The organism is Comamonas sp. w2-DMI, from assembly GCF_040187735.1.
Lineage (GTDB): Bacteria > Pseudomonadota > Gammaproteobacteria > Burkholderiales > Burkholderiaceae_C > Comamonas > Comamonas terrae.
Window position 1 is genome coordinate 175,220 of record NZ_JBANEL010000003.1, and the last position, 25,794, is coordinate 201,013.

Annotated in this window: 27 protein-coding genes and 1 pseudogene; 9 read left to right on the top strand and 19 right to left on the bottom strand. The window is 66.5% G+C overall.

Annotated elements, in window-relative coordinates:
- Positions 1-242: 242 nt before the first annotated feature.
- From V8Z74_RS05300 to V8Z74_RS05345, 10 genes and pseudogenes are all read right to left on the bottom strand, one after another.
- Positions 243-1,157 (bottom strand): SMP-30/gluconolactonase/LRE family protein, encoded by a 915-nt coding sequence (locus tag V8Z74_RS05300; protein WP_349708349.1) that lies wholly within the window; start codon positions 1,155-1,157, stop codon positions 243-245.
- A gap of 11 nt (positions 1,158-1,168) precedes the next feature.
- On the bottom strand, positions 1,169-2,032 hold the full coding sequence (locus V8Z74_RS05305; protein WP_349708351.1) for an amidohydrolase family protein: 864 nt from the start codon (positions 2,030-2,032) through the stop codon (positions 1,169-1,171).
- On the bottom strand, positions 2,029-3,006 hold the full coding sequence (locus tag V8Z74_RS05310) for a Bug family tripartite tricarboxylate transporter substrate binding protein (protein WP_349708353.1): 978 nt from the start codon (positions 3,004-3,006) through the stop codon (positions 2,029-2,031). The genes V8Z74_RS05305 and V8Z74_RS05310 overlap by 4 nt, the downstream gene beginning before the upstream one ends.
- A gap of 31 nt (positions 3,007-3,037) precedes the next feature.
- Positions 3,038-4,030, bottom strand: a complete 993-nt coding sequence (locus tag V8Z74_RS05315; protein ID WP_349708354.1) for a Bug family tripartite tricarboxylate transporter substrate binding protein — start codon at positions 4,028-4,030, stop codon at positions 3,038-3,040.
- 64 nt (positions 4,031-4,094) lie between these two features.
- Complete coding sequence (locus tag V8Z74_RS05320; protein ID WP_349708355.1) at positions 4,095-5,066, bottom strand: Bug family tripartite tricarboxylate transporter substrate binding protein; 972 nt, start codon at positions 5,064-5,066, stop codon at positions 4,095-4,097.
- An 87-nt stretch (positions 5,067-5,153) separates the two neighbouring features.
- Positions 5,154-6,083 carry an NAD(P)-dependent oxidoreductase gene (locus V8Z74_RS05325; RefSeq protein WP_349708357.1) on the bottom strand — a complete coding sequence of 310 codons (930 nt, stop codon included), beginning with the start codon at positions 6,081-6,083 and terminating at the stop codon, positions 5,154-5,156.
- A pseudogene (locus V8Z74_RS05330) lies at positions 6,080-6,765 on the bottom strand (RraA family protein). The gene V8Z74_RS05325 and the pseudogene V8Z74_RS05330 overlap by 4 nt, the downstream one beginning before the upstream one ends.
- Positions 6,766-6,795: 30 nt before the next feature.
- On the bottom strand, positions 6,796-7,800 hold the full coding sequence (locus tag V8Z74_RS05335) for a Bug family tripartite tricarboxylate transporter substrate binding protein (protein WP_349708358.1): 1,005 nt from the start codon (positions 7,798-7,800) through the stop codon (positions 6,796-6,798).
- Positions 7,801-7,812: 12 nt separating this feature from the next.
- Positions 7,813-8,697, bottom strand: coding sequence for an amidohydrolase family protein (locus tag V8Z74_RS05340; protein WP_349708359.1), 885 nt, complete (start codon positions 8,695-8,697; stop codon positions 7,813-7,815).
- Positions 8,698-8,720: 23 nt separating this feature from the next.
- Positions 8,721-9,725, bottom strand: coding sequence for a Bug family tripartite tricarboxylate transporter substrate binding protein (locus V8Z74_RS05345; protein WP_349708360.1), 1,005 nt, complete (start codon positions 9,723-9,725; stop codon positions 8,721-8,723).
- A 116-nt stretch (positions 9,726-9,841) separates the two neighbouring features.
- Between V8Z74_RS05345 and V8Z74_RS05350 the strand changes: the two genes are divergently transcribed.
- Entirely contained in the window at positions 9,842-10,657 is an 816-nt protein-coding gene (locus V8Z74_RS05350; RefSeq protein ID WP_349708361.1) for an IclR family transcriptional regulator, read from the top strand.
- A 66-nt stretch (positions 10,658-10,723) separates the two neighbouring features.
- Here the strand turns inward: V8Z74_RS05350 and V8Z74_RS05355 are convergent, their stop codons facing one another.
- Positions 10,724-11,041, bottom strand: coding sequence for a hypothetical protein (locus V8Z74_RS05355; RefSeq protein WP_349708362.1), 318 nt, complete (start codon positions 11,039-11,041; stop codon positions 10,724-10,726).
- A gap of 265 nt (positions 11,042-11,306) precedes the next feature.
- Here V8Z74_RS05355 and V8Z74_RS05360 point away from each other — a divergent pair, with 265 nt between their 5' ends.
- Together V8Z74_RS05360 and V8Z74_RS05365 are read left to right on the top strand one after the other, a co-directional pair.
- The gene (locus V8Z74_RS05360) at positions 11,307-11,747 is read left to right on the top strand and encodes an Hsp20/alpha crystallin family protein (RefSeq protein ID WP_349708363.1); all 441 of its coding nucleotides are present in this window, start codon (positions 11,307-11,309) and stop codon (positions 11,745-11,747) included.
- Between the two features lie 23 nt (positions 11,748-11,770).
- The gene (locus V8Z74_RS05365; RefSeq protein ID WP_083526474.1) at positions 11,771-12,169 is read left to right on the top strand and encodes an Hsp20/alpha crystallin family protein; all 399 of its coding nucleotides are present in this window, start codon (positions 11,771-11,773) and stop codon (positions 12,167-12,169) included.
- 177 nt (positions 12,170-12,346) lie between these two features.
- Here V8Z74_RS05365 and V8Z74_RS05370 read toward each other — a convergent pair whose 3' ends face one another.
- Entirely contained in the window at positions 12,347-13,288 is a 942-nt protein-coding gene (locus V8Z74_RS05370) for an NAD-dependent epimerase/dehydratase family protein (protein ID WP_349708366.1), read from the bottom strand.
- 101 nt (positions 13,289-13,389) lie between these two features.
- Between V8Z74_RS05370 and V8Z74_RS05375 the strand changes: the two genes are divergently transcribed.
- Positions 13,390-13,887, top strand: coding sequence for a MerR family transcriptional regulator (locus V8Z74_RS05375; RefSeq protein ID WP_349708451.1), 498 nt, complete (start codon positions 13,390-13,392; stop codon positions 13,885-13,887).
- A gap of 40 nt (positions 13,888-13,927) precedes the next feature.
- On the opposite strand, the gene V8Z74_RS05380 is transcribed toward V8Z74_RS05375, so the two are convergent.
- A complete protein-coding gene (locus V8Z74_RS05380; protein WP_502879452.1) occupies positions 13,928-14,491 on the bottom strand; it encodes a helix-turn-helix transcriptional regulator in 564 nt (187 codons plus the stop codon).
- 373 nt (positions 14,492-14,864) lie between these two features.
- Between V8Z74_RS05380 and V8Z74_RS05385 the strand changes: the two genes are divergently transcribed.
- Positions 14,865-16,091, top strand: a complete 1,227-nt coding sequence (locus tag V8Z74_RS05385; RefSeq protein WP_066470624.1) for an MFS transporter — start codon at positions 14,865-14,867, stop codon at positions 16,089-16,091.
- Between the two features lie 43 nt (positions 16,092-16,134).
- Here V8Z74_RS05385 and V8Z74_RS05390 read toward each other — a convergent pair whose 3' ends face one another.
- Positions 16,135-16,755 carry a LysE family translocator gene (locus tag V8Z74_RS05390; protein ID WP_349708367.1) on the bottom strand — a complete coding sequence of 207 codons (621 nt, stop codon included), beginning with the start codon at positions 16,753-16,755 and terminating at the stop codon, positions 16,135-16,137.
- Positions 16,756-16,859: 104 nt separating this feature from the next.
- Here V8Z74_RS05390 and V8Z74_RS05395 point away from each other — a divergent pair, with 104 nt between their 5' ends.
- From V8Z74_RS05395 to V8Z74_RS05405, 3 genes are all read left to right on the top strand, one after another.
- The gene (locus V8Z74_RS05395) at positions 16,860-17,315 is read left to right on the top strand and encodes an Lrp/AsnC family transcriptional regulator (protein ID WP_066470614.1); all 456 of its coding nucleotides are present in this window, start codon (positions 16,860-16,862) and stop codon (positions 17,313-17,315) included.
- A 183-nt stretch (positions 17,316-17,498) separates the two neighbouring features.
- A complete protein-coding gene (locus tag V8Z74_RS05400; protein ID WP_066471806.1) occupies positions 17,499-18,032 on the top strand; it encodes a P-loop NTPase family protein in 534 nt (177 codons plus the stop codon).
- A 664-nt stretch (positions 18,033-18,696) separates the two neighbouring features.
- Positions 18,697-19,095, top strand: coding sequence for a PRC-barrel domain-containing protein (locus V8Z74_RS05405; protein ID WP_066470611.1), 399 nt, complete (start codon positions 18,697-18,699; stop codon positions 19,093-19,095).
- A gap of 101 nt (positions 19,096-19,196) precedes the next feature.
- Here V8Z74_RS05405 and V8Z74_RS05410 read toward each other — a convergent pair whose 3' ends face one another.
- The 3 genes from V8Z74_RS05410 to V8Z74_RS05420 form a co-directional block, all read right to left on the bottom strand.
- Entirely contained in the window at positions 19,197-19,511 is a 315-nt protein-coding gene (locus tag V8Z74_RS05410; RefSeq protein ID WP_066470607.1) for a hypothetical protein, read from the bottom strand.
- Positions 19,512-19,769: 258 nt separating this feature from the next.
- A complete protein-coding gene (locus V8Z74_RS05415; RefSeq protein ID WP_349708369.1) occupies positions 19,770-20,033 on the bottom strand; it encodes a hypothetical protein in 264 nt (87 codons plus the stop codon).
- A 347-nt stretch (positions 20,034-20,380) separates the two neighbouring features.
- Positions 20,381-20,686, bottom strand: coding sequence for a c-type cytochrome (locus V8Z74_RS05420; protein ID WP_066471804.1), 306 nt, complete (start codon positions 20,684-20,686; stop codon positions 20,381-20,383).
- 104 nt (positions 20,687-20,790) lie between these two features.
- Between V8Z74_RS05420 and V8Z74_RS05425 the strand changes: the two genes are divergently transcribed.
- Positions 20,791-21,030, top strand: coding sequence for a TIGR04438 family Trp-rich protein (locus V8Z74_RS05425; RefSeq protein WP_066470604.1), 240 nt, complete (start codon positions 20,791-20,793; stop codon positions 21,028-21,030).
- 75 nt (positions 21,031-21,105) lie between these two features.
- Here the strand turns inward: V8Z74_RS05425 and V8Z74_RS05430 are convergent, their stop codons facing one another.
- Both V8Z74_RS05430 and V8Z74_RS05435 read right to left on the bottom strand, forming a co-directional pair.
- Positions 21,106-22,551 carry an efflux transporter outer membrane subunit gene (locus tag V8Z74_RS05430; protein ID WP_349708370.1) on the bottom strand — a complete coding sequence of 482 codons (1,446 nt, stop codon included), beginning with the start codon at positions 22,549-22,551 and terminating at the stop codon, positions 21,106-21,108.
- Positions 22,552-22,579: 28 nt separating this feature from the next.
- Entirely contained in the window at positions 22,580-25,765 is a 3,186-nt protein-coding gene (locus V8Z74_RS05435; RefSeq protein ID WP_349708371.1) for an efflux RND transporter permease subunit, read from the bottom strand.
- Positions 25,766-25,794 lie beyond the last annotated feature (29 nt).

Below are 25,794 nucleotides of genomic sequence, written 5' to 3' on the forward strand. Positions count from 1 at the left end.
GGGTAGGCCTGCATCAGCAGGACCTGTCCGCCACTGCCGCTTGTTTCCACGGTACCCGCCGATGTTCCCGGATTTCCAGCCGGTACAGAAAGGCCAATTCCGAAAAGTGCAAATACCTGCAAGCGCAAGGCAGGGTGTACCGGAACGGCGCATGGGCGGCCCGCCCGGCCTGCCGCGCGGGGGCCCGGCTGCCGGTGGCTCCCTGCATCCGCATCATTCAGCCCGCCGGCTGCCCGCCTTGCCTACCTCCGGTGCAGCGCCAGCCCTGCCACGTCCATCGTGGCGCGCAGCACGCGTCCGTGCGTGGAGTCGGTCACATAGAGCTGGCGGCGGTCCGCGCCGCCGAAGGCCAGGTTGGTGATGGAACTGCCGGGTACGCCGCGCAGCACCTGCACCGGCTCGGCTCGGCCGTTGAGCACCCAGACCACGCCCAGGCCCGGGTTGGCCACCAGCAGGCGGCCCTGCGCGTCCACGGCCAGCCCGTCCGGGCCGCTGGGGCCGTAGGACGTGAAGAACTGGCTCACCTTGGAGACGCTGCCATCGGGCAGCAGCGGCACGCGCCACACGCAGTTGCCGCGCGTGACGCCCAGGTACAGCACGCGCTCGTCGGGCGACAGCGCCACGCCGTTGGGGCTGGGCACGTTGGCCAGCAGCAGGTCGAGCTGGCCGTTCGGCCGCAGCCGGTACAGCCGCCCCGAGGGGTCGTGCAGTCCGCTCTGTCCCTGGTCGGTGAAATACAGGTTGCCCTGGCTGTCGAAGACCAGGTCGTTCACGCCCTTGAAGCGCTCGCTGTTGCGGCGCTCCAGGTACGGGCTGACCTGGCCGCTGGCTACCTCCAGGCGCATCAGGCCGTTCTTGTAGTCGGTGATGAGCAGCGTGCCGGCATCGAGGAACTTCATGCCGTTGGGCTCGCCGTCGTACTCCGCCACCAGCGACCACCGGCCCTGCGGGTCGATGCGCAGGATGCGGCCCCAGGGGATGTCGGTCACGTAGAGGTTGCCGGCGTCGTCGAACACCGGCCCCTCGAGGAAGGAGTCGGTCACCGCGCCGCCGCGGTTGGCATCGGCCCAGGCGCTGCGCTCGCGGCGGCGCAGGGATTCGGGCATCTCGCTGAACAACTCCAGCTCGCGGATTTCGGGGGCTTGCAGCAGAAACATGGCGGATTCCTTCAAAAACCGTACAGGTGCGCCGGGTTGTCGACGAGGATGCGCTCCAGCGTGGCCGGCGTCACGGCCCAGGCGGCCAGCAGGTCGACCAGGTCGGCGTCGTTCACGCTGCCCGGCACCTCGGTGGTATGGGGCCAGTCGCTGCCCCAGACCAGCCGCTCGGGCGCGGCGCGCACCAGCGCCCGGCCCAGCGGCAGCGTGTCGGCATACGACGGGCCATGCACCGTGGAGCGCATGTAGGCGCCCGAGAGCTTGACCCAGGTATTGCCGCCGTCGAGCAGCCGGCGCAGCGCATCATAGGCCAGCCCGCGCGTGCCCTCGGCCGGATCGATGCGGCCCAGGTGGTCCACCACCAGCGGCACCGGCAGCGCAGCGAGCACCGAGGCCAGCTGCACCAGTTGCTCCGGATGCACGAAGACCTGAATGTGCCAGCCCAGGCGCTGCACCTTGCCGGCCAGCGTGGTCAGCATCTGCTGCGTGGTCTTGCCCCAGGACTGCGGTGTGACGAAGTTCACGCGCAGCCCGCACACGCCGCGCGCCGCCAGCAGGTCCAGCTCGGCATCGCCCACATCCTCGGCCACCACGGCCACGCCGCGGGCGCTGTCGCCCAGCTGCGCCAGCGCATCCAGCGTGCAGGCATTGTCGGTGCCGTAGGTCGACGGCGTGACGACCACCGCACGCTGCGTACCCAGGCGCTGCTGCAGCAGCCGGTAGGCGGCCACGGGCGCGTCGGGCGGCTGGCGCGTCCAGTGTGGCGACGGCGCGAAGCGCGGGTCGAAAATGTGCATGTGGCTGTCGCAGGCCAGCGGCGGCGGCATCTGCACGGGCCGGTTCAGGCCCGTGGAATGGGGTACGGCGACGGTCATTGCTTGTCCATCCCGACCTTCGCCGCCACGCGCTCCCACAACTCGGCGTCGGCCTGGAGCTTGTCGGCGAACGCCTTGCCGCTGACCACGTCGGGCACCGCGCCCAGGTCGTCGGCGAACGACTGCACGTCAGGGCTGGCCATGGCGGTTGCGATTTCCTTGCGCAGCTTTTCCAGCACCGGCTCGGGCGTGCCCTTGGCGGCCCACAGGCCCGTAAAGTTGACGACCTTGTAGCCGGGCGCTCCCGCCTGGGCGAAGGTGGGCACGCCGGGCAGCGCCTTCAGGCGCTGCTCGCCGCTCACGGCCAGCAGGCGTACCTTGCCCCCGCGCACCTGGCCCATCACGCCGGGGGTGGAGGCGATCTGGAAGTCGATGGTGCCGCTCAGAAGCGCCATCGTGGCCTCGCCCGCGCCCTTGAACGGCACGTGGGTGGCCTTGAGGCCGCTGGCGCCTTCCAGCGCCACGGTGGCAAAGTGGGGCATGGTGCCGGCGCCGCCCGTGCCGTAGTTGAGCTTGCCGGGGTTGGCCTGCGAATAGGCCACCATGTCGCCCAGTGTCTTGAACGGCGAGTTGGCCGGCACCACCACCGCCGTGGGCGCGAAGTTGAAACCGGCCACGGGCACCAGATCCTGCGCGTGGTCCCACGGCAGCTTCTTGAAGACCTGCGGCAGGATGGAGTACGTGGTGTCGTTGGCCATCAGCGTGTAGCCGTCGCCGGGCGAGCGCGCCACCTGCGCTGCACCGATGGTGCCGGTGGCGCCGGCCTTGTTCTCGACAAAAAAGCTCTGGCCGGTCTGCTCGGTGAGCTTTTGCGCGATGCGGCGCGTCACCTGGTCCACCGCGCCGCCGGGCGGGTACGGTACGACGATCTTGACGGGTTTGCCCGGATAGGCAGTCTGCGCCTGGACGCTCAGGCTGGCGCAGGCCAGCGCCGCCGCCGCGAACAGGGCTGGAAAGCAATACATGCGGTTCATGGAAAAGTCATCCTTACGGGTAAGAGGTTTCTCAATCGGCCTTGATATCCAACTCCCGCGCGATGCGGGTATAGGTGGCCACTTCGCGGCGCACCTGCTCGGCAAACGGCGCGCCGCAGCGCGGTGCGGCCTCGAGGCCCAGGCCGCGCAGCTTGTCGGCCGCGGCGGCGCTGCCCGCAAAGCCGGCGGCCACGGCCTCCAGCGCCTGTACCACGGGTGCGGGCACGCCCGCGGGGGCCAGCACGCCGTACCAGGCATCGGCCGAGAAGTCGCCGCCGCCGGCCTGGGCAAAGGTGGGCACCTGCGGCAACAGCGCCGATCGCCTGGGCGCGGCCACTGCCAGCGCCGTGAGCTTGCCGCTCTGGATCTGGGGCAGCACCGAGCCCAGCGTGGCGAACGAGCTGTCGAGCTGCCCGCCCATCAGGTCGGTCACCACCGGCGCTGCCCCCTTGTAGGGCACGTGGCTGAAGCGCAGCCCGTTGGCCTGCGCGAACATCTCGGTCGCAAAGTGGACCGAGCTGCCCACGCCGGGCGAGCCCACCGTCACCCGGCCCGGCTCCTTGCGCGCCAGCGCCAGGTAGTCGCCCAGCGTGCGTGCCTGAAGTGCAGGCCCCACCACCAAGACGGTGGGGCTGGTGGCCACGGTGCACAGCGGCTGGAAGGACTGGATGGCGTCGAACTTCACGCGCGAGCCGTAGAGCGCCGGGATCATGGTGTGGTTGGTGGCACCGAACAGCAGCGTGTAGCCGTCGGCCGGCGCGCTGGCCACGGCCTGCGCCGCCAGGATGGTGTTCGCGCCAGGCTTGTTCTCCACCACGAAGGGCTGCCCCAGCGCGCGGCCGGCATGGTCGGCAAAGGCGCGGGCCACCACATCGGTGGGGCCGCCGGCCGCAAAGCCCACCACCAGCCGCACCGGCTTGGACGGATAGGCAGCCGGCTGTGCGTGGCACAAGCCGGATGCTACCAATATAGTAGCTGCCAGCGACTTACCAGTAAGCGCCAGAGGCCGATTTGGCTTGAACATTTGGAGTCTCCTTGCAGTCTCAATCGATGCGCATGGCATGGGCGCCGAGCCCGCGCTGCCCCGCCTACTCCTTCTTGATGCCTGCGGCCTTGATGGTCTCTGCCCAGCGAGCGGACTCTGCCGCGAGGCGCTTGCGGAACTCATCCGGCTGCGAGCCCACGATCTCCGAGCCCAGCGCGTCGAAGCGCGCCTTGACCTCCGGCATGGCCAGCACTTCCCGCACGGCGGCGTTGAGCCGGGCCACGATGTCGGCCGGTGTGCCGCTGGGCACGAACATGCCGTTCCATTCGTAGACCTCGTAGCCCTTCACGCCGGCTTCGCCGATGGTGGGAACGTTGGGGAACAAGGGGTTGCGCTTGGCCGACGTGATGGCCAGGGGCTTGAGCGCCCCGCCCTTGATGTGGCTGCTCAGCGCCGGCAGGTTGAAGAAGCCCATGTCCACTTCACCCGCAAGAATCGCCTGCAGCGCCAGTCCGCCGGCGCGATACGGCACATGCAGCAGCTTGATGCCGACGCCCTGGTTGAACAGCTCGGCCCCCATGTACTGCACGGTGCCCTGGCCGCCCGAGGCGAAGGTCAGCTTGCCGGGCGCCTTGGCCGCTGCCGCGATGAGCTCCTGCAGCGTGTTGTAGGGCGAGTTCTTGGGCACCACCACCAGCATGGGCGTCACGCCCACCAGCGACACCGGCTGCAGGTCCTTCTCGGCATCGAACGGCAGCTTCTGCAGGTGGGGGTTGATGGACAGCGGCGTGGCGTCGTACAGCACCGTGTAGCCGTCGGGCTGGGCCTGCGCCACCGATGCCGCGCCGATGACGCCGCTGGCGCCGGCTTTGTTCAGGACGACGACGGACGCCTTGAGCCTGGTCCCCAGGTGCTGGGCCAGCACCCGGGCCAGGGCATCGGCCGTTCCGCCCGGCGCGTAGGGCACCACCAGCGTGATCGGCTTGCTCGGCCAGGTCGATGCGGCGGCGGGAAGCGCACTGAATCCTGCGGCTGCCAGCGCAGCGGCCAGCACGTTGAAATTGCGGCGGTTCATGGCGTGTGGTCTCCTTGGGAATTGAAACGGATGGGAATCAGAAGGGGCGAATGAATCCGGCATGGCGGATTCGTCCACCCCTTCTTTTCAGGCCGTGGCCGCGCGGTTCAGCACCGCCAGCGCATTGCGCGCCGCGCCCAGGCCCATGTTCACGTAGGCGTCGCTGGTCACGCCGCCGATGTGCGGGCTGAGGATGAAGCCCGGCTGGTGCTGGAACGGGTGGCCGGCCACCATGGGCTCGACGGCGAAGCTGTCGAGGCCTGCCGCGCGCACCTGGCCGCTTTGCACCGCGGCGAGCAGCGCCGCCTCGTCGATCAGGCCGCCGCGCGCGGTGTTGACCACGATCACGCCGCGCTTGCAGCGCGCGAGCGTCTCGGCGCCCAGCAAGCCGCGGTTGTCATCGGTCAGCGGGCAGTGCAGCGAAATCGCGTCGCTCTCGCGCCAGATGGTTTCCAGGTCGGCAGGCTGCACGAAGTCCGGCAGGTTCTTGGCGAAGGGGTCGAAGCCGAGCACGCGCATGCCCAGCGCATCGACCATCTTCGCGAAGCGCAGGCCGATCGCGCCCAGGCCGATGAGGCCGATGGTGCGCCCGCCGAGTTCCAGGCTCTTGTGCGTGGCCTTGTCCCAGTGGCCCTGGTGCATGCGTTCGTTGAGCTGCGGCACCGACTTGGCGCAGGCCAGCAGCAGCGCCAGCGCCTGCTCGGCCACGGCCGCCGCATTGGCGCCCACGGCGGCCACGACCTCAATGCCGCGTTCCTTCGCCGCCACCTTGTCGATGGTGTCCGTACCGCTGCCGTGCTTGGAGATGACCTTCAGCGCAGGCGCGGCGTCCATGGCGGCCGGGCCCACCTTGCTGTAGCGCACGATGATGGCCACGGGGTTGTGCTGGCGGCACAGCGCGACGACGTCGTCCTCGCTCGGCGTCTTGCCCGCGTAGACGATGTCGTAATCGGTCAGCAGCGCCAGCGCCTGGGGCGCGAGGTCGGCGGCCGTGATGAGGATGGTGGCGCGGCTCACAGTGCTTCCCCTTCCTTCAGCACGCCGGCGGCGCGCAGCGCGGCCGGCAGCCACTTGGCAGCGGTGTCGCCACGCGCGATGGCTTCGATGCGCGCGGCCTCGTCGGCCACCTTCTTCACGGCCAGGGCCATCATCGCGGGCGCTTGGCGCGCTCGATTACCACCACGCCGTCGGCATCGCCCACCACCAGATCGCCCGGGTTCACCGTGGCGCCGCCGCAGGAGATGGGGTGGTTGATGCGGCCGGGCACGAACTTGGTCGGGCCGGCGGGGTTGAAGCCCGCGCTGAACACGGGGAAGTCCAGCTCCAGCAGCTCGAGCTTGTCGCGGATCGCACCGTCCACGATCACGCCGCCCAGGCCGCGCTTCTTGCAGGCGCTGAGCATCAGCGTGCCCATCAGGGCGGCGGTCTGGTCGCCCTTGCCGTCGATCACCAGGATGTCGCCGGGCTGGGCCAGCGCGATGGCGGCGTGGATCATCAGGTTGTCGCCGGGGCGCACCTCGACGGTGAAGGCCGGGCCGGCGAGCTTCATGTTCGGGTGCACGGGCGCCACGCGGGCATTCATGGTGCCGCGGCGGCCCGCCACGTCGGCGAGGATGGCGGCCTGGAAGCTCGATGCCTTCTGGACGACATCGGCGCTCACGCGCTCGATGTCACGGATGATTTCGGGGAGTTGGGTCATGGTGGTTCCTTGGGTGAAAAAAGCAAAAAATCAGTCAGCCTTGATGTTTCCGTCACGGATCACCTTGGCCCATTTGGCGGAATCGGCTTTCTGCAGGGCACCGAGCTGCTGGGGAGTACCGCCCGCGAGGGTGATGCCCAGCTTCTCGGCCAGCGCGGTGATGGCCGGGTCCTTCAGCACCTTGCCGATCTCGGCGTTCAGGCGCTGCACGGTGGCGGCCGGGGTCTTGGCAGGGGCGAACACGGCGTGCCACTGCTCCACCACGAAGTCCTTGAAGCCCGCCTCGGCCATGGTCGGCACCTGCGGCAGCGCCGGCAGGCGCGCTGCCGAGGTGACGGCCAGCGCGCGCAGCTTGCCTGCCTGGATGTGCGGCAGCGCGGCGGCGGCCGGCGCAAACATGAACTGCACCTGGCCGCCCAGCGTGTCCTGCAGCGCGGGCGTGTCGCCCTTGTAGGGCACGTGGATGAAGCGCGCCCCGCTCTGCTGCTGCAGCAGCTCGCCCTGCATCTGCAGGATGGTGCCGTTGCCGCCCGAGGCATAGGCCAGCTCGCCCGGCCTGGCCTTGGCGGCGGCGACCAGTTCGCCCACCGTGGCGAACGGCTGGGCCACGCCCGCCACGAGGATGTGCGGGATGGTGCCCAGGGTGATGACCGGCTCGAAGCCCGCGATGGGGTCGTAGGGCAGCTTGCCCAGCAGGTGCGGCGCAATGGCCTGCGGGCCGATGGTGGTGCCCAGCAGCGTGAGGCCGTCGGGCTGGGCGCGCGCCACGAAGGCCGCGCCGATGGTGCCGGTAGCGCCGGGCTTGTTGTCCACGATCACGTTGGTACCCAAGGCCGGGCCCAGGCGCTGGGCGATGTTGCGGCCCAGCACGTCGGTGCCGCCGCCGGGCGGGTACGGCACCACGTAGGTGATGAGCTTGCCGGCGGGCCATTCCTGCGCCAGCGCCGGGCAGGCAACCAGGCTTGCGGCGCACACGGCCAGCAGGCAGCGGCGGGCAGCGCCCTGCGCGCCCAGGGGCGAATGAGGAGAGATCATGGGTAGTTCCTTTCAGGTACAAGCGGCGCCGAAGCCATAGAGCCGGGCGGGGTTGTCCACCAGCACTTGCTGCAGCGTGGCCGCGCCTTCTGTGCGGTTCAGCCATGCGGCCAGCCGGTCGAGCTGGCGCGCGTCGTCCGGCATGGGCTGCATGCCGGCGCTGGCCGTGGCATGCGGCCAGTCGCTGCCCCACAGCACGCGCTGCGGCGCGGCGCGCAGGTAGCCGGCGGCCAGCTCGTCGAGCGCCGGGTCTTCCACGCTGCGCTGCGGGCTGACGATGTAGCCGCCGGACAGCTTGATCCAGGCCCGGCCGGCCTGCAGCAGCTCCAGCAGCAGCGCGTGGGCCGGGTGGCGGCCCGCCTGCTGCGGCGCGATGCGGCCCAGATGGTCGAACACCAGCGGCACGGGCAGGCGGCGCAGCACCGGGCCCAGCGACGCCAGCAGTTCGGGCGCCATCAGCAGCTGCAGGTGCCAGCCCAGCGGCGCTATGCGGCGTGCCAGCGGCTCGAGCTGCTCTGCCGTGCCCGACACACCCAGCGACAGGTTCAGCCGCACGCCGCGCACGCCCTGGGCATGCAGGTCAAGCAGTTCGGCATCGCTCTCCTGTCCGCCGATCACGGCCACGCCGCGCGCTCCGGGCCCCAGTGCCGACAGCCCGGCCAGCATGCAGCGGTTGTCCGTGCCGTAGGTGGACGGCGTGACCAGCACCACCCGCGAAAGGCCCAGCCTGCGCTGCAGCTGGCGGTAGTCCGCGGCAAAGGCATCTGGCGGCAGCAGCCGGGCACCGGGCGCTGCGGGATAGCGCGCGTCGTACACATGCACGTGGCAGTCGCAGGCGCCGGCCGGCACCACGGCCTGCGGGCGCTGCCGGCCGGCCGAGAACGGTACGCTGTCCATGGTCGTCTCAGGGCAGTGGGGAATCAGTCCAGGCTGGCGCCCGAGCGCTTGACGATCTCGCCCCAGCGCGGCAGTTCGGCCTTGAGCAGCTGGCTGAACTGCTCGGGGCTGCCGCCCAGCACCTCGCCGCCTTCGGAGCGCAGTTTTTCCGCCACGTCGGGCTGCTTGAGCGCTTCGTTGATGGCCTGGTTGAGCTTGCCCACGATGGGTGCCGGCGTGCCGGCGGGTGCGAGCACGCCGAACCACGTGACCGCGTCGAAGCCCTTGTAGCCCGACTCGGCCAGCGATGGTGTGTCGGGCAGCTGCGCCGAGCGCTTGGGGGAAGTGACGACGAGGGGCTTGAGCTTGCCGTTGCGCACCTGGCCCAGCAGCGTTGGAATGGACGACATGTACAGCTCGACCTGGCCGCTCATCACGTCCGTCATGGCCTGGGCCGCGCCCTTGTAGGGCACATGGCGCAGCTGGATGCCGGCCGCGTTCTCCGCCAGCTCGCCGGCCAGGTGCGCCACCGTGCCATTGCCCGGATAGCCGAGGGTGATGCCGTCGGGCTGCTTCTTGGCGGCGGCCACCACGTCGGCGAAGGTCTTGAACGGCGAATTCGCCGGCACCACCATCACGAGGGGCGACGAAGACAGCAGGGCCACGGGGGCCAGGTCCTTCAGCGGCTTGTACGGCAGCTTGGGGTACAGCGTGGGGTTGATCGCCAGGTTGCTGGTCTGGCCCACCACCAGCGTGTAGCCATCGGGCGCCGCCTTGGCCGCCGCGTCCACCCCCAGGTTGCCGCCGGCACCAGGGCGGTTGTCCACCACCACGTTCCACTTGTTCTGCTCGGCCACCTTCTGGGCCACGGCGCGCGCAATCATGTCGGTGCCGCCGCCCGGCGGGAACGGCACGATCAGCCGGATCGGCTTGCTCGGATAGTCGGCCTGGGCAAAGGCCGGTCCCGCCGGCATGGCTGCGGCCATCAGACCGAGCAGGGCGGCACCCGCGCAGGCAGCCAGGGTGCGGGAGGGTGTTGAAAAGTGCATGGCAAGTCTCCTTGTATGTTTTGCGGCTTTGCCCGCCACGGGCACCGCGTGGCTGCCATTCTGGAAAAACGTTTCACGGCATACAATTGAGTTGCGTACAGTGAAACAAAACTGCCATGGAAAACCCTCGTAACCGCTCTTCCTCGCCGCGGCAGCAACCCGCTGCGGGCGGCACACATTCGGGCCGTGAGCCTGCCCAATCGGGTGCCGACGGCGGGGTGGCTGCCGTGACGCGTGCTCTGCAGATACTGGATGCCTTCGTGCTGGGCGAATCGCACCTGCCGCTGGCCGAACTCAGCCGCCGCTGCGGCCTGCACAAGACCACGGTGCTGCGGCTGGCGCGCACGCTGGCGCAGTCGGGCTACCTGGTGCAGCGAGAGGATGGGGAGTGGCGCCTGGGGCCGGCCACGGGCTGGCTGGGCGCGCGCTACCAGGCAGGCTTCGATGTGCAGAACGTGCTGGAGCCCGCGCTGCGCGCGCTTTCCCAGAGCAGTGGCGAAAGCGCGGCCTTCTATGTGCGCGAGGGGAATGTGCGCACCTGCCTGGTGCGCGTCGAGGGGCCGCAGGCGCTGCGCCACCATGCGCGCATGGGAGAGGGCCTGCCGCTAGAGCATGGATCGCCGGGGCGGGTGATCCTGGCGTTCTCCGGCGAGCCGGGGCGGCTCTATGAGCAGATCCGCAAGCAGGGCTACCAGTGGTCGATCGGCGAGCGCGAACCGGGCGTGGCCACCGTGTCGGCGCCGGTCTTCGGCATGAACCGGCGGCTGCTGGGCTCGGTATGCATCTCCGGTCCCGAGTCGCGCCTGCCGCCCGCCACGCTGGAGGCACTGGCGCCCCAGGTGATGAACACGGCCCGCCAGCTGTCTTACGCGCTGGCAGGCAATGCCTCGGCCGCACCGGCCGAACTGCCGCCGAGCCGCTGGCATCCGTAGCCGCGCGTGCAGGTCCGGCACGAAAGGCCTGCCGGCGCCGGAGCCTGCATTGGCGGACAGGCCGGATCAGGCGCGAGCGCCCGCCTGATGCCGGTAACCGGAGCCTTCGGTTCGGAGCCACGGTATCCAGCCAGGCGGCAGTGCCATGCGGTGTGGCTGTGACGCAGGCGCGCTGGCCAACCGGTCCAGGCCCTCGGGTGTGATGGCAAGAACCTGGGCTGCGGTTGCCGTGCCGGACAGGTTCACGGGATCTGACGGCGCTGGAACCAGCGCCAGAACCAGCCCTTGCTTGCGCAACTGGCGCACCGCTTCGACCTCTTCGCGGGAACTGAGTGTGAGTGGCAGCCTGGATCGGGCGATCCGGCGCAGCAGTTCTGTGGTCATGTCATTCCTCCTTTGCTCGTTGACCATCTGCGAACGTCGTAAGAACTGGTGGCGTTGCCGTGCGTTTCAAGGACCGGGCCTTGTAGGACTGGGCGTGATGCGCATGTTGGCTTGCGGAAGGCCTGTTTGTCGGCCTCCTTCGAATGCCGGCTGCCTTCTCTCGCTGCCCTCTTGAAGAAAAAGGGACCGTCCCTAATTCCGGCTCAGGCCCCGGTACGACGGAGTGCCGGTGCCATTGATCTCACCCATCAACGGAGATTTCGCCATGTACCGATCCTTGTTTCCGCTCGACATCGTCGCAGAACTGAGCCGCCTGCAGCGCGAGACGCAGCAGGCCTTCGACCTTTCGCCCACCATCCGGGGCTTTGCAGGGCAGGGCTTTCCGGCGCTGAATGTCGGCAGCACGCCGCAAAGCCTTGAGATCTATGCGTTCGCACCCGGGGTGGACCCGGCCTCGCTGGAAGTGAACCTGGAAAAAGGCCTGTTGACCATCTCGGGCGAGCGAAAGACCCCGCTGTCGGATATGGATGGCAGCAAGGCTGCGCTGCACATCAACGAGAGGTTCTCGGGCCGCTTCCATCGTGCGCTGACGCTTTCAGAGGATGCCGACCCGGATGCCGTGCAGGCGCGCATGACCGACGGGGTGTTGCGCATCAGCATCCGCCGCAGGGCCTCTGCACAGCCCAGGCGCATCGAAGTGAACTGAATCAATCAATGGAGGACATTGCCATGAGCGACATTCAAACCCGCACTTCCGACACCATGCCGTCGCGGTCGGCCCAGGGCGCTGCGGAAGCGCCCGCCTTGCGTCCTCCCGTGGACGTGATCGAGGATGCCGGCGGCATCACGCTCTACGCGGACCTGCCCGGTGTTTCGCGCGAGAACCTGCATCTTTCGGTGGAGTCGGACACGCTGACCATCGACGCGATGCTGTCCACGGCCGTGCCCGAGGAACTCACGTCGAGTCACAGCGAGGTGAGCCTGCCGCGTTACCACCGCACCTTCACCCTGAGCAAGGAACTCGACACGGAGAAGGTGTCGGCTGAACTCGCGCAAGGCGTGTTGACACTGCGCATTCCCAAGGCTGCCCATGCGCAGCCGCGGCGCATCGAGGTGCAGGTCGATTGACCGGGCTGCCGCTGCGCGCTTCAGTCATCCATGGCTGAAGCGGACCGCGTAACGCGCCGGCAGCCATGGAGTCTGCCGGCGCGTTGAAGCGCGTCCGCCATGCGCATCAGAAGTGTCGCCGGCTGGGAGCACCTGCCTCGGCCTGCCCCTATGGGAGCACTGATGCTGCGAACCCCTTTACGCAGCCTGTCCGTGCGCCCACTCCTGCCGGATCAGCTCCACACCCTGACCGTAGCTGGTCACATCGAAGCCCGGAAAGCGGCGCTTGAATTTGGTGGAGTCGAAGAGGTTGTCCTGCGCGTAGCGCGGCAGCAGCTCCTGGATCTCGCGCACCTGCTTCGAAAAGAGGCCGGCAAGGGTCAGGGTCCATTTGCCGACCACGGTGTAGGAGCCGTTGCCCCCGAATGCCTGGCTGGCCATGGCAATGAACTGCCGGTAGGTGGGACGGTCATCGCAGCAAGGCAGATGCCAGGTCTGTCCATAGGCATCGGGGGTACTGCCCAGCAGCGCCAGTGCCCGGCTGGCATCGGGCGTCCAGATGAGCGTGCGCCGCGTGTCGTCGCGCACGGGCACACGCGGTTTTTTCCCGGCCTGCAGTTTTTCGATGATCAGTGCATTGGTGAAGCTCTGTGTCTTGCCGGGGCCATAGAACTCCGGAGCGCGGCCTATGAGCACGGGAATGTCTGCCCGCGCCATTTCCTCCAGCACCATGCAAGCCATGGCCGCGCGTACCTTGCCCTTGCGCCCGACCGGCGCAAAAAGCGTGTCCTCGGTCTGCAGCCGTGCATCCTGGGGATACATGTAGGTATTGTCGAAGTAGACGAAACTGGCGCCTGCGGCCCGGCAGGCCTCCAGTGCATTTTTCAGCATCGTGGGGAACTGTGCCTCCCATAGTTCCGTGTCCGGCGGCAGGCCGGCAGTGAAGTAGACGATGCTGCTGCCCTGGACGGCCGCCGCAGTCTGCTTGGCGTCGAGCAGGTTGGCGGGCATGAGGCGGTCGGTGTCGTTGACCTTGCGCGGATTGCGGCTGACCAGCCGTAGATCGCCGGTATGGCTGCGCTTCAGCTCTCTTGCAAGCTCTGTTGCGATCTGGCCGTTGGCTCCCAATATCGTCTGCATTGCGTATGCCTTTTCAAGTGTGCTTTCATGAAACTGGCAAAAGGTTAACCTTGAAGCAAGGTTTAATGTCAAACTCCGATTCCACCTGGAGCATCCCGAACATGAATATCGGCGAACTTGCGCAGCGCACCGGCCTTGCGACTTCGCGCATCCGCTTCTATGAGCGCATAGGCCTGCTCAAGCCGGCGCAGCGGCAAGCCAACGGCTATCGGAGCTATCCCGACGAGGCGGTGCTGGTGCTCAGGCTGATTGCGGTCGGCCAGCGCGCGGGTTTCAGTCTTGACGAGTTGCGTGTGCTGCTGCCCGATGGCCTGTCGCGGTGGGAGCACGACAGCTTGCTCGATACGCTGCGCCGCAAGGTGCGGGATATCGAGTCCATGCAGGCACAGCTCGCGCAGAGCAAGTCCGAGTTGGTCGAGCTGATGGCGCAGATCGAGGCCAAGCCCGACGACATGGATTGCGCCACCAATGCCCGGCGTGTGCTGTCCGGGTTGGGACTGGCGCAAGCAGATGCGACGGCGTCCGCGGTACCGCGCTCCAGGAGCGGCGCAGAAGCCGGCCGCCCGGGGCGGGCCCGGCGCTCGGCTGCAAGGCCGTGAGCCAGGCGCGTCTTCGCCGGCGAAGCCGCGCACGGGCGCTTCAGCGGGCATCGAAGAACTGGCTGGGAGCCAGGCCGAAATGCTTTCTGAACATCGTCGCGAATGCGCCGGGGCTCTCGTAGCCCAGCGCCAGCGCGATGTCTATGATTCTTTCGCCGGTGGCCAGCAGCTCCAGGGCCCTGAGCAGGCGCGCCTGCTGGCGCCACTGGCCGAAGGTCATGCCGGTCTGGCTGGCAAACAGACGCTGGATGGTCTTCACGTCGATCTGCAGGTGCGCAGCCCAGTCGGCCAGCGTCGAGGCGTCGTCCGGCTGCTGCAGCAGACGCCGGCAGATCTTCTGCGCGCGGGCGTCCGACGGCATGGGAAGATGCAGCGGCAGCACGGGCAGTGCATGCAGTTCGTCGAGCAGCAGGCGCATCAGGCGTCCGTCGCGCGAGTCTGGCGCATACGCAGGGCCAACTTCCATGGCCGCGCGGATGAGTTCGCGCAGCAGCGCACTGATGCCCACGACCTGGCAATTTTCGAAAAGCTGCGGTGCGGCATGGCGCTGCACATAGAGGCTGCGCATGTGCACTTCGCCGATGCAGCGTATGGAGTGGGTCATGCCGGCCGGCATCCAGAGGCCGCGGCTGGGGGGGGACGACCCAATGGCCTGCTTCGGAATGCACCACCATCACGCCCTGCAGCGCATGGATCAGCTGATGCTTGGTGTGTGCGTGCGGCAGCACTTCCCACCCCGGGGGATAGTTGGTGGCGCGGCAGGACACCGGTGCGCTGCTGTTTTCGACACGTGCCAGGTCCTGCGCCAATGTCTCGGGGGTGGGGCGGTCAGGCATGTCCTTTTTGAAAATATCTGGCGCTCAATTGCGCAAGACAGACTGTAGCCCGATTTCTAGAATCGCGCTTTTCCCGGCATGTCCCTTGGCCAGGCTTGAGGCATGGGCGTGCGCCGTCATCCTTGCGCCAATTCCTCGACCATGTCCATACCAAGCGCCGCCGTTGCCGCCGATGCACCGCCTGTTCCTCCGTCCCAGGGCTTTGCGTTCCGAATTGTCGGAGCCGCCGCCTTTGCGCACTTGCTCAATGATCTGATCCAGGCCCTGCTGCCGTCCGTGTATCCAATGCTGAAGACGCAGTTTTCCCTGAGCTTTGGCCAGATCGGCGGCATTGCGCTGGCCTACCAGGTCACGGCATCGCTGCTGCAGCCCTGGATCGGCCTCTATACCGACAAGCATCCCAAACCTTACCTGCTGCCGGCCGGCATGACGATGACCCTGGCAGGCATTGCCATGCTGTCGCTTGCCGGCAGTTATCCCATGCTGATCGTGGCTGCGTGCGTGGTGGGCATCGGCTCCGCGACCTTCCACCCCGAGGCATCGCGCGTGGCCCGCATGGCTTCGGGCGGGCGTTTTGGGACTGCCCAGTCCACCTTTCAGGTGGGCGGCAATACCGGTTCGGCCATCGGCCCCTTGCTGGCAGCCGCACTGGTCGTACCCTACGGCCAGCCTGCCATTGCCTGGTTCATGCTGGTGGCCTTGCTGGCCATCTGGGTACTGATGCGCATCACGGGCTGGACGCTGCGCCACGGCCAGGCCCAGGCCCGGAGCATGGCCCGCAACCAGGCCGCAGGCCTGGAACGCAGCGCCGTCATCCGGGCCATGGTGGTCATCGCGATTCTGATGTTCGCCAAGTTCGTCTATATCGCCGCATTCACGAACTACTTCACCTTCTATCTGATCGAGCGTTTCGGCATCGGTCTGCGCGAAAGCCAGATCTATCTGTTCATCTTCCTGGCTGCGGTGGCTCTGGGCACCTTTGCCGGAGGCCCCGTGGGCGACCGTATCGGCCGCAAGGCCGTGATCTGGGTGTCCTTTCTGGGCGTGGCGCCGTTTGCGCTGGCACTGCCCCATGCGAGCCTTTTCTGGACGGCGGTGCTGGCCATTGCGATCGGACTGGTGATGTCGTCCGCGTTCGCGGCACTGGTGGTGTATGCGCAGGAAGCCGTGCCCGGGCGTGTGGGCATGGTGTCGGGAGTCATGTTCGGCCTGATGTTCGGCCTTGGCGGGCTGGGCGCGGCAGGCCTGGGGCAGCTGGCGGACACGCATGGCATTACCTGGGTCTACCAGGTCTGCTCCTTCCTGCCATTGCTGGGCCTGGCGACCGCCTTTCTGCCGCGGACGCGGCCGGCCGGGCAAAAGGGGTAACGGAGCGCGCCCCCGGCCTTTGCTGCCATGGGCTGCAGTCCGGTCAGCGAAGCAGCCCCTGCGCGAGCAGCAACACCGCAATCGCCACCATGAGGCCGCCTGACAGCCGTGAAACGACGAGGGCCGCTGAGCGGCGGGCCCCGAGCACTCGCTGGGAGGCCAGGCCCACGCCGAAATAGACCACGCAGCAACTGGCGGCGTGCACGGCCCCGAGCACCACGATCTGCATGCCGACTGGCCAGGAGGCGGATGGCCGCACGAATTGCGGAAGCAGCGCCAGCAGCAACAGCATCAGCTTGGGATTGAGCCCGCTGGTGCCCGCGCCCTTGACCATCCAGCGCCATGCTCCTTCGTCGCCGTGGTCCGTCGCGGAGCTTGCAACGCCAGGATGGCGCCACATGCCAATGCCCAGCCACAGCAGATAGGCGGCGCCCGCCATGGTAAGCACGGTAAGTACCACGGGACTGCGTGCCACCAGTGAGCCCACGCCGGCCGCAACGGCCAATGTGGCAAGCAGCGCCCCGCAGGCCAGGCCGGCCACGGCGGGCAGCACCAGAGCGCGCCCCCGCAACCCGGCGGAGATGACATAGGCCCAATCCGCTCCCGGAGTGAGGACCAGAAGAAACGAAACGGCCCAGAAGGCGGCGACTGCGGACAATGACACAAGATTTCCCAACAAGCTGTAAAGCGGGAAGGATATTGACTGCCAGTGAGAATGTGCTTCCAATATTTGTCTTGGAAAATTGAATAAATGGAATTTATTTCCAAATGAATGCTTTGGACAGGAAGATTCTTGCAGCACTGGAGGAGGATGGTCGCCTGACCGTCACGGAACTGGCCGATCGCGTGGGGCTGAGCCTGTCGCCATGCCACCGGCGTGTGCGTGCATTGGAGGCGTCGGGCGTCATACGCGGCTACCGTGCCGAGCTGGACCCGGCCGCGCTGGGCCTGGAGTTTGCCGCGCTGGTATTCGTCACGCTGAACGACAGCAGGTCCGTCGCAGACTTTGAGGCTGCCGTGGCGGCGCTGGACAACGTCATCCAGGCCCAGAGACTGTTTGGCGATCCGGATTACCTGCTGCATATCGTGGCCCGCGATCTGCCGGCTTTTCAGCGCCTTTATGACGAACGCCTCACCTCCCTGCCTGGCATGAAGCGCATGACATCCACTCTCGTGATGAAGGATGTGGTGAGCAACCGGCCCCTGACCTCGGCCGTGGATTGAGCCGGCGTTGCATGGGGGTCTTCGGGAAGTGCATTCTTGGCTGTCCTGCACGCCGGCTTTCCCGCACCGCGAAGTTCTCGCCTGCGGGCCGGATCAAGAGTTTCGCTGCAGGCAATGGACGGCTTCATCGATCGGCAAGCCGACAATGGCAGCTCCAGACAGGAAGACAGGCTCAGGAAAATCATGCGCGTGGTAGTCATCGGAACCAGCGGTGCCGGCAAGTCCACTTTTGCTGCTGCGCTGGCACAGGCATTGCAGTCGCCGTACATCGAGCTGGACCGGCTCTACTGGGGCCCCGGGTGGCAGCCTGTGGCGGCGCAGGAGTTTGAAAGTGCGGTGGCTGTGGCCATTGAAGGCCAGGCCTGGGTGGCCGACGGCAACTACCATGCCGTGCGGGATCTTCTCTGGTCGCGTGCCACGCATGTCGTGTGGCTGAACTATGGCCGCTTGACCGTTTTTTCGCGGGTGCTCTGGCGCACGGCGTGCCGGGTTGCCTTGCGGACGACGCTCTCCCACGGCAACCGGGAAACCTGGGCCAAGGCGTTTTTCTCCAGGGATTCGATTCTTCTGTGGTCATGCAGGACATTTGCGAAGAACCGGCGCAAATATGCCTGGCTGCGCGAAAGCCGGCAGTATCCGCAGCTTCAGTGGCTGGAGTTCAGCCAGCCAAGCCAGGCCAGGCGCTGGCTGGCGGCCATGCAGGGCAGAAAGGCCTAGGCCATCGCTTGCATCAGGCAGATGCCAGCCTGGGCCTTGGTGGAGGAGGCAGCGGCATCCAGTGGTGGGGCTGTCGGAAAGCACGGTACCTATGCCATCGTGTGCTGCAAGACAGGAAGGCTGCGGCTCCCAGAACCCGAAGCTCCAGGCGCATTCGACGATGCCGTCGCCGGTGTACAGCAATATGCAGCGCCCGTCCTTTGGCGCGGTCTCGATGGGCAGCCACTCCAGCCGGGCCTGCAAAGACAGAATGGTCGCTTCTGCAAGGGCCGGGTGGGCGGCAAGACGCTCAGTGGGTGTCATCATCATCCTCCATGATGGGGACAATTTCGGGGATGAAGCGCTTGCCGGCAAAGGCGGCCTGGAGCAGCTTCTGGACCGAGGGCTGATTGATAACTCCAAACATGCGTCCCGGGTATCGCCCTCCTGGCCGATGGCGCCGGCCAGCGTTTTGTAGATGGCGGGGCTTTCGTGCTGGTGCATCGGGCTCCCCGGTGGGGGCGTGGTGGCTCAGTGCAGGACCGGCCTGCCTGCGCACTGGCTGTAGGCATGGGACTATGGACTCCCATGCCTTGGCTTACGGCGGTACTGTTCACTCTCCGATGAGCGATCCGGCCTCCGAGGTTCCTAATAGGGATTCGATGTGTGGAAAGGAGTTCGGACGATGGATCTCAAGACATTGAAAACAGGGCTGGTCGGCGCTGCGCTGGCTGTGGGCGTTGTCTCTTCGGGCTGGGCTCAGGTGGCCGGTACCGCCACTTTGGGCGTGACAGCCACCGAGATACAGGCCGTGGCTGCCGGCTGGAGTCTCAAGAAGTCGATTCTCGGCAAGAAGGTCTACAACGACGAAGGCAGGGTCGTTGGCAAGGTCGACGATGTCATTGTTGCGCCCGACAAGGCGCTTTCCTATGCCATCATCGGCGCCGGTGGCTTTCTGGGCATGGGCAAGCATGACGTTGCCATTCCCATCAACCAGTTCCGGATCGACAACGGAAAGATCATGCTGGCCGGCGCCACCAAGGACGCGATCAAGGCGCTGCCGAAATTCGAATACGCAAGATAGCGACCTCGGCCTGCTGCGTCAAAGCCCCGCAAATGCCTTGCGTTGCGGGCTTTTCATGTCCTGATCCTTGCCCCGAAATGCGTGGGGCGGATGTCGCAGTGCTAGCAAGGCGCAATTTCATCGGCCACTTGCACCAGCAATGCAAGCGCGTCCCGGGAAAACGACAGGGCCGAGTGAGAGTCCAGCCATTGTGTCCTGAAGGCGGACCTGGCTTTTTTGAAATCGCTCTCGGCTTTTTCCGCACGGGAGAATTCCAGAAGTTCCTGGGGTGTGGAGGGAAGCACAGGTTTTGCGGGAAGCGGACCGGCCCTGCTTTCCCAGTCGGCCAGGGCAGCCTCCAGGCGCTCGTGTCGCACGCGGTGAGCCAGCTCCCGCACATGGGCGGCGAGGATCAAATGGGCGGGGGTATGGTTCATTGCGTTTCCCGGGTCGGGTGGAAACGGCCCATATTAGGGTGCAAATGATTATGGGTCTTGTTTTAATTGAACAGTTAGGGTGAGCAAATGTATGGGTTATCCCTCTGTTCCTTTTGGGAGGAGGCTATTTCCGGCTCTTGTTGATTTGCCTGAATATCGCCTGCCATGGGCGGCACGCGGAAAAGAGGCTCTTTGAAAAAAGAAGGCAGGAAAAAGAAAAGCCGCTCGCATGGAGCGGCCTGAAAGCGGGGACGCGGTTCAGGAATACCAGCGTCCGTTGACCCAGAACCAGTTGTTCATTTCAGGATGCCAGATCCAGTGGCCCGGAACCCAGTAATGGCGCGGGCTGGGAGGAGGCCCCCATTGTTCGATGATGGGCTTGGGCATGGGGGGAACCGCAGTGGCGACCCAGCGCCCCGGATGCCAGTTCCAGCGGCTGTATTCCCATTTCCAGTATCCGTTGACCCAATGCCAGTTGGGGGCAGGCGGGGGACTGCGCTCCTCGACAATGACTTCGGGCATGGTCCGTATCTGCACGGCCGCCGGCTGTGGATGCGGGGCACGGTGTGGCGGAGCCTCCTGCACTGCGACGCAGCCCGAAAGACCCAGCGTGGCGACGATTCCCAACGCGATTGCTCCGATTGCGGAGTATTTCCTGATTTGCATTGATGGCGCTCCTGAGACGGCACACTGGCCGCCAGCCATTTAACGTATCTGGCATTCGATCGGGCTGTCGGATAGCGGCTTGCCCGTTTGTCGGGTGGCCATGCAGGCTTTGAGGAGCGGGACGGCCGTCTGCCTGCCCGCCATGAAAAATGCCGCTCACCCTTTCGGGAGGCGGCATCTCGCGCAGGACTGTGTCGAAGCGATTACTTCTGCGACAGCACCCAGGCCACCAGCTTCTTGGCTTCGGCCTCGTTGACCTGGGGGTTGGCGGGCATGGGCACGGGACCCCAGACGCCGCTGCCGCCCTTGATCACTTTGGCGGCCAGCTTGTCAGCGGCATCCTTTTGGCCTGCATACTTGGCCGCCACGTCCTTGAAGGCGGGGCCGACGACCTTTTTGTCCACTGCGTGGCAGGCCATGCAGTTCTTGGACTGTGCCAGGGCCTGGTCGGCCATGGCGGGAGCCACGGCAGCCACGGACAGAGCGAAGGCGATCAACGTTTGCTTCATCATGAGTTCCTGTGAGTTTGACTAAATTTTGTGGGCCGACTCATTGTAGTGGGCTCATTGTGTACGCAAAGATGTAGATACTAGTGAGTTAAGTGGGAGGGTGTATGTATTTGTTGGGACTGGCGGTTGTGTTGTCGCTGCTCAAGCTGGCCGAACTTGGCCCTGTGGGTGCGTGGTCCTGGTGGCCGATTCTGGGCGTGTATGCCGCAGCGGCCGCATGGTGGGCCTGGGCAGACTGGTCGGGCTATACCAAGCGCAAGGCGGCACAGAAGATGGACCAGCGCAAGAAGGAACGCATCGAGCGCCAGAAAGCCGCCATGCAGCCCGGTTCGCGCCGCCGTTGAGCGGCAGGGCGCATGTAAAAAAGCCCGGCTGCAAGCAGACCGGGCAAGAGGGAGAGCTGGAGGATGGCCGGGCTATTACGGCGCTGGAGGCCGGGTATCGGCCGGCGGGTCGTTGAGCACGCCGCCGCCCAGTGACTGATAGAGCGCCACCGCATCGCCGTACAGGCTGCCCTGGGCAGCCACCGTCGCGGCGCGTGCCTGCAGCCACGACTGCCGGGCCGCGAGATAGGTGGGGCGGCTGGCATAGCCTGCCTGGAGTTGCGAGCTGGTCAGGCGCAAGGTGGTCTGGCTGGCTTGTTCGCTTTCCTGGCTCATGCGCAAGGCATGGGTGTCCGTATCGAGTGCATAAAGCGCATTGGCCACGTCCTGGAAGGCCGAGAGCACCGTGCCCTGGTAAGTGGCTGCCGCCGCCTGCAGCTCGGCCTGCGCGGCCTTCTGGTGGGCCAGCAAGGTCCCGCCGTTGAACAGCGGAGCCAGCAGGTTGGCGCCCAGGGCCCAGGTGATGTTGCCGGCCGAGAACATCTTGGCAAAAGTGGTCGCGCCGCCGCCATAGGCGGCCGTGATGGCAAGCTGAGGCAGGCGCGCTGCGGTGGCCACGCCCACGGCGGCGCTGGCCTGCTGCACCTGGGTTTCCGCAATGCGGATATCGGGGCGGTGCTCGACCAGCTGGGACGCCACCGCCTGCGGCACGGCCGGCAGGCTGAAGCCGGACAGCGGCAGCACGGGTGGCGACTGGTCGGGTGTACGCCCCATCAGCGTGGCGATCAGATTGCGTGTCTGCTCCAGCGACTTCTGCAGGGGCGGCAACTGCTGCTGCAGCTGGATCAGCAGGGTCTGCTGCGTGGCCACGTCCATGCCGCTGGCATAGCCGTTGGCCTGCTGCTTGCGCATATGTGCCAGTTGCTCTTGTGCAGCCTCCACGGCCTGGCCGATCAGCGCGGCCTGCTCCTGCAGCATGGATGCCTGGATGGTCGCTGCCACCAGGTTGCCGGCCAGGCTCAGGCGCGCGGCCTGCAACTGCAGGCGCTGGCCTTCCTCCTGCGCCTGCAGTCCTTCCACCTGGCGGCGGTTGGCGCCGAACAGATCGGGTGCATAGGAAACGCTCAGCTGCGCCGTGTGATAAGTGTAGAGCGAGTCGCCATTGTTGAGCGGCGGCGACATGGACTGGCCGGTATTCTGGCGTGAAGGGCTGTAGCCCAGCTGGACCGAAGGGTAGAAATAACCGCGTTGGGCGACGACGTTCTGGTGCGCCGCACGCAGGGTGGCTTCGGCCGCCTCTATGGTCAGGCTTTGCCGCAGCGCATCCTCGACCATGGCGTTCAGCGGTGCCGAGCCGAAGGCCTTCCACCACTGGGCGTCGACGGACGGCGCGGCAGTGCCTTGCGTTGCGGTGGACAGGGCGTCGCGCGTCAGCGATTGCGGACTGGCGACCTGCGGCCGCACATAGTCGGGGCCGGCTGCGCAGCCGGCCAGCACAGCGGCCAGGGCGATCGCCGTGAGAGTGGATGTGCTGCCTTTCATGGCACCAGCCATTGCGATGGGCATGTTCTTAGGCACGCTTGCCTCCCAGGCCTTCACGGCGCTTTGTCAGTTTCATGCGGCGCAGCACCGTCAGGCGCAGTGCCGGCACCACGAGCAGCAGGAACACCGGACCGATGAGCATGCCGCCCACCACCACGGTGGCCAGCGGGCGCTGCACCTCGCTGCCGATGCTGTGCGAAAGCGCGGCGGGCAGCAGGCCGATGCAGGCGGACAGGGCCGTCATCAGCAAGGGACGCATGCGGCCGCGGTAGGCCTCTTCCATGGCCTGGTGGGGCAGGTGGCCCTTGCCGCGCAGGTCGCGGTAGTAGGAAAGGATCAGTATCCCGTCCATCACCGAGACGCCCAGCAGCGAAATGAACCCGATGATGGCGGAGATGCTCAGCACCTGCCCGGATATGTACAGTGCCAGGATGCCGCCGATCACGGTGAACGGCACGGAGGCCAGGGTCAGCAGGCAGTAGGTGAAGTCGTTGAACAATGCGTAGAGCAGGGCGAACACCAGGCAGATGGCCACCGGAATCGCGATCATCATGCGCGCCTTGGCCTGTTGCAGGGCCTCGAACTCGCCGGCGAAGACCACGCGGTAGCCCTGGGGCAGGTGCACTTCCTGGCGGATGCGGCGCTGCACCTCGCTCACGGTGCCGCCCAGGTCGCGGCCGCGGGCCGAGAACTTGATGGGGATGTAGCGCTCGTTGCTTTCGCGGTAGATGTAGGTGGCGCCGGTATCCAGCGTGATCGTGGCGATGTCGGACAGCGGAATGTACGAGGTGGCGCCCGAGGCCGTGGTGTAGCCGATGCGCAGATTGCGCACGTTGTCGGGCGAGCTGCGGCTGCTTTCGTTGAAGCGCACCGTCAGCGCGAACTGCTTCTCGCCTTCCAGCACCGTGGTCGCCTGGGTGCCGCCCATGGCGGTCTGGATGGCGCTGGTCACGTCGCCGGTGTTGAGGCCGTAGCGCGCCGCTTTTTCACGGTCGATCTGAATGTTCATGTTCGGCTGGCCGAGCACATGGAACACGCCCAGATCGGCCACGCCGTCGATATGCGACATCACGCCATAGATCTGGTCGGCCAGCTTTTCCAGCGTGGTCAGGTCGGGACCGATGATCTTGACCGAGTTCGCGCCCTTCACGCCCGACAGACCTTCCTGCACGTTGTCCTGGATGTACTGCGAGAAGTTGAAGGTGACGCCGGGGAACTCCGCAGCGAACTTGGCCTGCAGCTCGTTGATCAGGCGGGTCTTGGTCATGCCCGGGCGCCATTTCTCGAAAGGCTCCAGCGGGGCGAACAGCTCCACATTGTTGAAGCCCGAGGCATCGCTGCCGTCGTCGGGGCGGCCGTGCTGCGAGACCACCGTGATGATTTCCGGATACTCGTCGATGATCTTGCGCATGCGGTTGGCCTTGTCGCGGCCGGCCTCCAGCGAGATCGTGGGCGGCATGGAGGCACGGATCCACAGATTGCCTTCCTCCAGCGCCGGCAGGAACTCGCTGCCCAGGTGCATGGCCATCAGCGCGCCGCTGGCCAGTGCCAGGGCACCGGCGGCCAGCACCAGGCGCGTGTTGTTCAGCACCCATTTCAGCGCGGGCTCGTAGGCATGGTGGATGGCCTGGACGATGAAGGTTTCCTTTTCCGTGACCTTGGCGGGCAGCAGGTAGCTGGCCAGCACCGGCGTGACGGTGAAGGTCGCGATCAGCGCGCCGGCCAGCGCATAGCCGTAGGTGCGTGCCATGGGGCCGAAGATCTGGCCTTCCACCCCCTGCATGGCGAACAGCGGCGTGAAGGCGGCAATCGTGATGCAGGTGGAGAACAGCACCGAGTTGTCCACCTGCGTGGCGCTCAGGTAGATGGTGCGCAGGCGCGTGGTCCAGCCGCCACTGGGGCTGGTGCGGGCGCCGTCCGGCCCCTTGGCCATGGCGCGCAGCATGGACGCCCGTATGGCGATGGGCCGCTGGAAATTGCGGAACACGTTCTCCACGAGGATCACGGCCGCGTCCACGATGATGCCGAAGTCCACTGCGCCCAGCGACAGCAGGTTGGCGGACTCGCCGGTCATCACCAGCATCATGATGCTGAAGAACAGGGCGAACGGGATGTTGACGCTGACGATGACGGCGCTGCGCAGGTCGCCCAGGAATACCCACTGGATGAAGAACACCAGCAGGCAGCCGAAGATCAGGTTGTGCAGCACCGTGTGCGTCGTCACGCCCACGAGCACGGCGCGGTCGTAGTAGGGCTCGAGCTTGACGCCGGCAGGCAGCGTGCCGTCGGAGTTGATCTTTTCCACGGCGGCCTTGACCTTGCCGATCACATCGCTGGTGTGCAGCGTGCGGTTCATGATAACCACGCCGGTGACCACGTCGTCCTGCTTGTCGCGCCCGGCCTCGCCCAGGCGCGGCACCGTGCCTTCCTTGATGGAGGCAATGTCCTTGACCAGCACCGGCTGGCCGCTTTTCTGGCCGACGACGATGTTGGCCACATCGTCCAGGTTCCTGACCAGGCCCAGGCCGCGGATGTTGACCGACTGGTCGCCCACGCTGATGGCGCGCCCGCCCACATTGACGTTGGCATTGCCGATGGCGTCGAGCAGGCTCTTGAGCGTGATGCCGTAGGCCTCCAGTCGCTTGGGGTCGGCATCCACATGGTATTCCTTGGTGGTGCCGCCCCAGGTGACGACCTGCACCACGCCCGGCACGGTGAGCAGGCGCTTTTCGATCACCCAGTCCTGCAGCGTGCGCAGGTCGGTCAGGCTGTAGTTGGACGGGCCCCTGACCTGGTAGCGCAGGATCTCGCCCACCAGGCTGGAAGCCTGGATCTGTGGTTGCACGCCATTGGGCAGATTGACGTTGGCCTGCAGGTTGTTGGCCACCTGGCTCAGCGCGAAGTAGTAGTCCGTCCCGTACTTGAACGTCACCCGCACGAAGGACAGGCCGTAGAACGAGGTGGAACGGATGTTGTCCACGTTCGGCGTGGTGGCCAGGCCGATTTCCATGGGGCGCGTGTAGTAGCGCTCCATCTCCTCGGCCGACAGGCCGGGCGCCTGGGCCGTGATCTCCAGAATGACCGGCGCAGGGTTGGGGTAGGCCTCGACGTTGAGCTTGGAAAATGCGAACAGCCCCAGCCCCATGAAGGCCAGCAGGCCCAGCATGACGATGGCTCTGCGCGACAGCACAAAGGCCAGCAATGGTCTAAACACGGCAGTGCTCCTGTTTCTTCTAGCGGTGT

What these genes read in the sequence shown, in the direction of transcription:
- V8Z74_RS05300 (WP_349708349.1), bottom strand. Translation starts at nt 1,157, where the DNA reads ATGTTTCTGCTGCAAGCCCCCGAAATCCGCGAGCTGGAGTTGTTCAGC.
- V8Z74_RS05305 (WP_349708351.1), bottom strand. Translation starts at nt 2,032, where the DNA reads ATGACCGTCGCCGTACCCCATTCCACGGGCCTGAACCGGCCCGTGCAG.
- V8Z74_RS05310 (WP_349708353.1), bottom strand. Translation starts at nt 3,006, where the DNA reads ATGAACCGCATGTATTGCTTTCCAGCCCTGTTCGCGGCGGCGGCGCTG.
- V8Z74_RS05315 (WP_349708354.1), bottom strand. Translation starts at nt 4,030, where the DNA reads ATGTTCAAGCCAAATCGGCCTCTGGCGCTTACTGGTAAGTCGCTGGCA.
- V8Z74_RS05320 (WP_349708355.1), bottom strand. Translation starts at nt 5,066, where the DNA reads ATGAACCGCCGCAATTTCAACGTGCTGGCCGCTGCGCTGGCAGCCGCA.
- V8Z74_RS05335 (WP_349708358.1), bottom strand. Translation starts at nt 7,800, where the DNA reads ATGATCTCTCCTCATTCGCCCCTGGGCGCGCAGGGCGCTGCCCGCCGC.
- V8Z74_RS05340 (WP_349708359.1), bottom strand. Translation starts at nt 8,697, where the DNA reads ATGGACAGCGTACCGTTCTCGGCCGGCCGGCAGCGCCCGCAGGCCGTG.
- V8Z74_RS05345 (WP_349708360.1), bottom strand. Translation starts at nt 9,725, where the DNA reads ATGCACTTTTCAACACCCTCCCGCACCCTGGCTGCCTGCGCGGGTGCC.
- V8Z74_RS05350 (WP_349708361.1), top strand. Translation starts at nt 9,842, where the DNA reads ATGGAAAACCCTCGTAACCGCTCTTCCTCGCCGCGGCAGCAACCCGCT.
- V8Z74_RS05355 (WP_349708362.1), bottom strand. Translation starts at nt 11,041, where the DNA reads ATGACCACAGAACTGCTGCGCCGGATCGCCCGATCCAGGCTGCCACTC.
- V8Z74_RS05360 (WP_349708363.1), top strand. Translation starts at nt 11,307, where the DNA reads ATGTACCGATCCTTGTTTCCGCTCGACATCGTCGCAGAACTGAGCCGC.
- V8Z74_RS05365 (WP_083526474.1), top strand. Translation starts at nt 11,771, where the DNA reads ATGAGCGACATTCAAACCCGCACTTCCGACACCATGCCGTCGCGGTCG.
- V8Z74_RS05370 (WP_349708366.1), bottom strand. Translation starts at nt 13,288, where the DNA reads ATGCAGACGATATTGGGAGCCAACGGCCAGATCGCAACAGAGCTTGCA.
- V8Z74_RS05375 (WP_349708451.1), top strand. Translation starts at nt 13,390, where the DNA reads ATGAATATCGGCGAACTTGCGCAGCGCACCGGCCTTGCGACTTCGCGC.
- V8Z74_RS05380 (WP_502879452.1), bottom strand. Translation starts at nt 14,491, where the DNA reads ATGACCCACTCCATACGCTGCATCGGCGAAGTGCACATGCGCAGCCTC.
- V8Z74_RS05385 (WP_066470624.1), top strand. Translation starts at nt 14,865, where the DNA reads ATGTCCATACCAAGCGCCGCCGTTGCCGCCGATGCACCGCCTGTTCCT.
- V8Z74_RS05395 (WP_066470614.1), top strand. Translation starts at nt 16,860, where the DNA reads ATGAATGCTTTGGACAGGAAGATTCTTGCAGCACTGGAGGAGGATGGT.
- V8Z74_RS05400 (WP_066471806.1), top strand. Translation starts at nt 17,499, where the DNA reads ATGCGCGTGGTAGTCATCGGAACCAGCGGTGCCGGCAAGTCCACTTTT.
- V8Z74_RS05405 (WP_066470611.1), top strand. Translation starts at nt 18,697, where the DNA reads ATGGATCTCAAGACATTGAAAACAGGGCTGGTCGGCGCTGCGCTGGCT.
- V8Z74_RS05410 (WP_066470607.1), bottom strand. Translation starts at nt 19,511, where the DNA reads ATGAACCATACCCCCGCCCATTTGATCCTCGCCGCCCATGTGCGGGAG.
- V8Z74_RS05415 (WP_349708369.1), bottom strand. Translation starts at nt 20,033, where the DNA reads ATGCCCGAAGTCATTGTCGAGGAGCGCAGTCCCCCGCCTGCCCCCAAC.
- V8Z74_RS05420 (WP_066471804.1), bottom strand. Translation starts at nt 20,686, where the DNA reads ATGAAGCAAACGTTGATCGCCTTCGCTCTGTCCGTGGCTGCCGTGGCT.
- V8Z74_RS05425 (WP_066470604.1), top strand. Translation starts at nt 20,791, where the DNA reads ATGTATTTGTTGGGACTGGCGGTTGTGTTGTCGCTGCTCAAGCTGGCC.
- V8Z74_RS05430 (WP_349708370.1), bottom strand. Translation starts at nt 22,551, where the DNA reads ATGAAAGGCAGCACATCCACTCTCACGGCGATCGCCCTGGCCGCTGTG.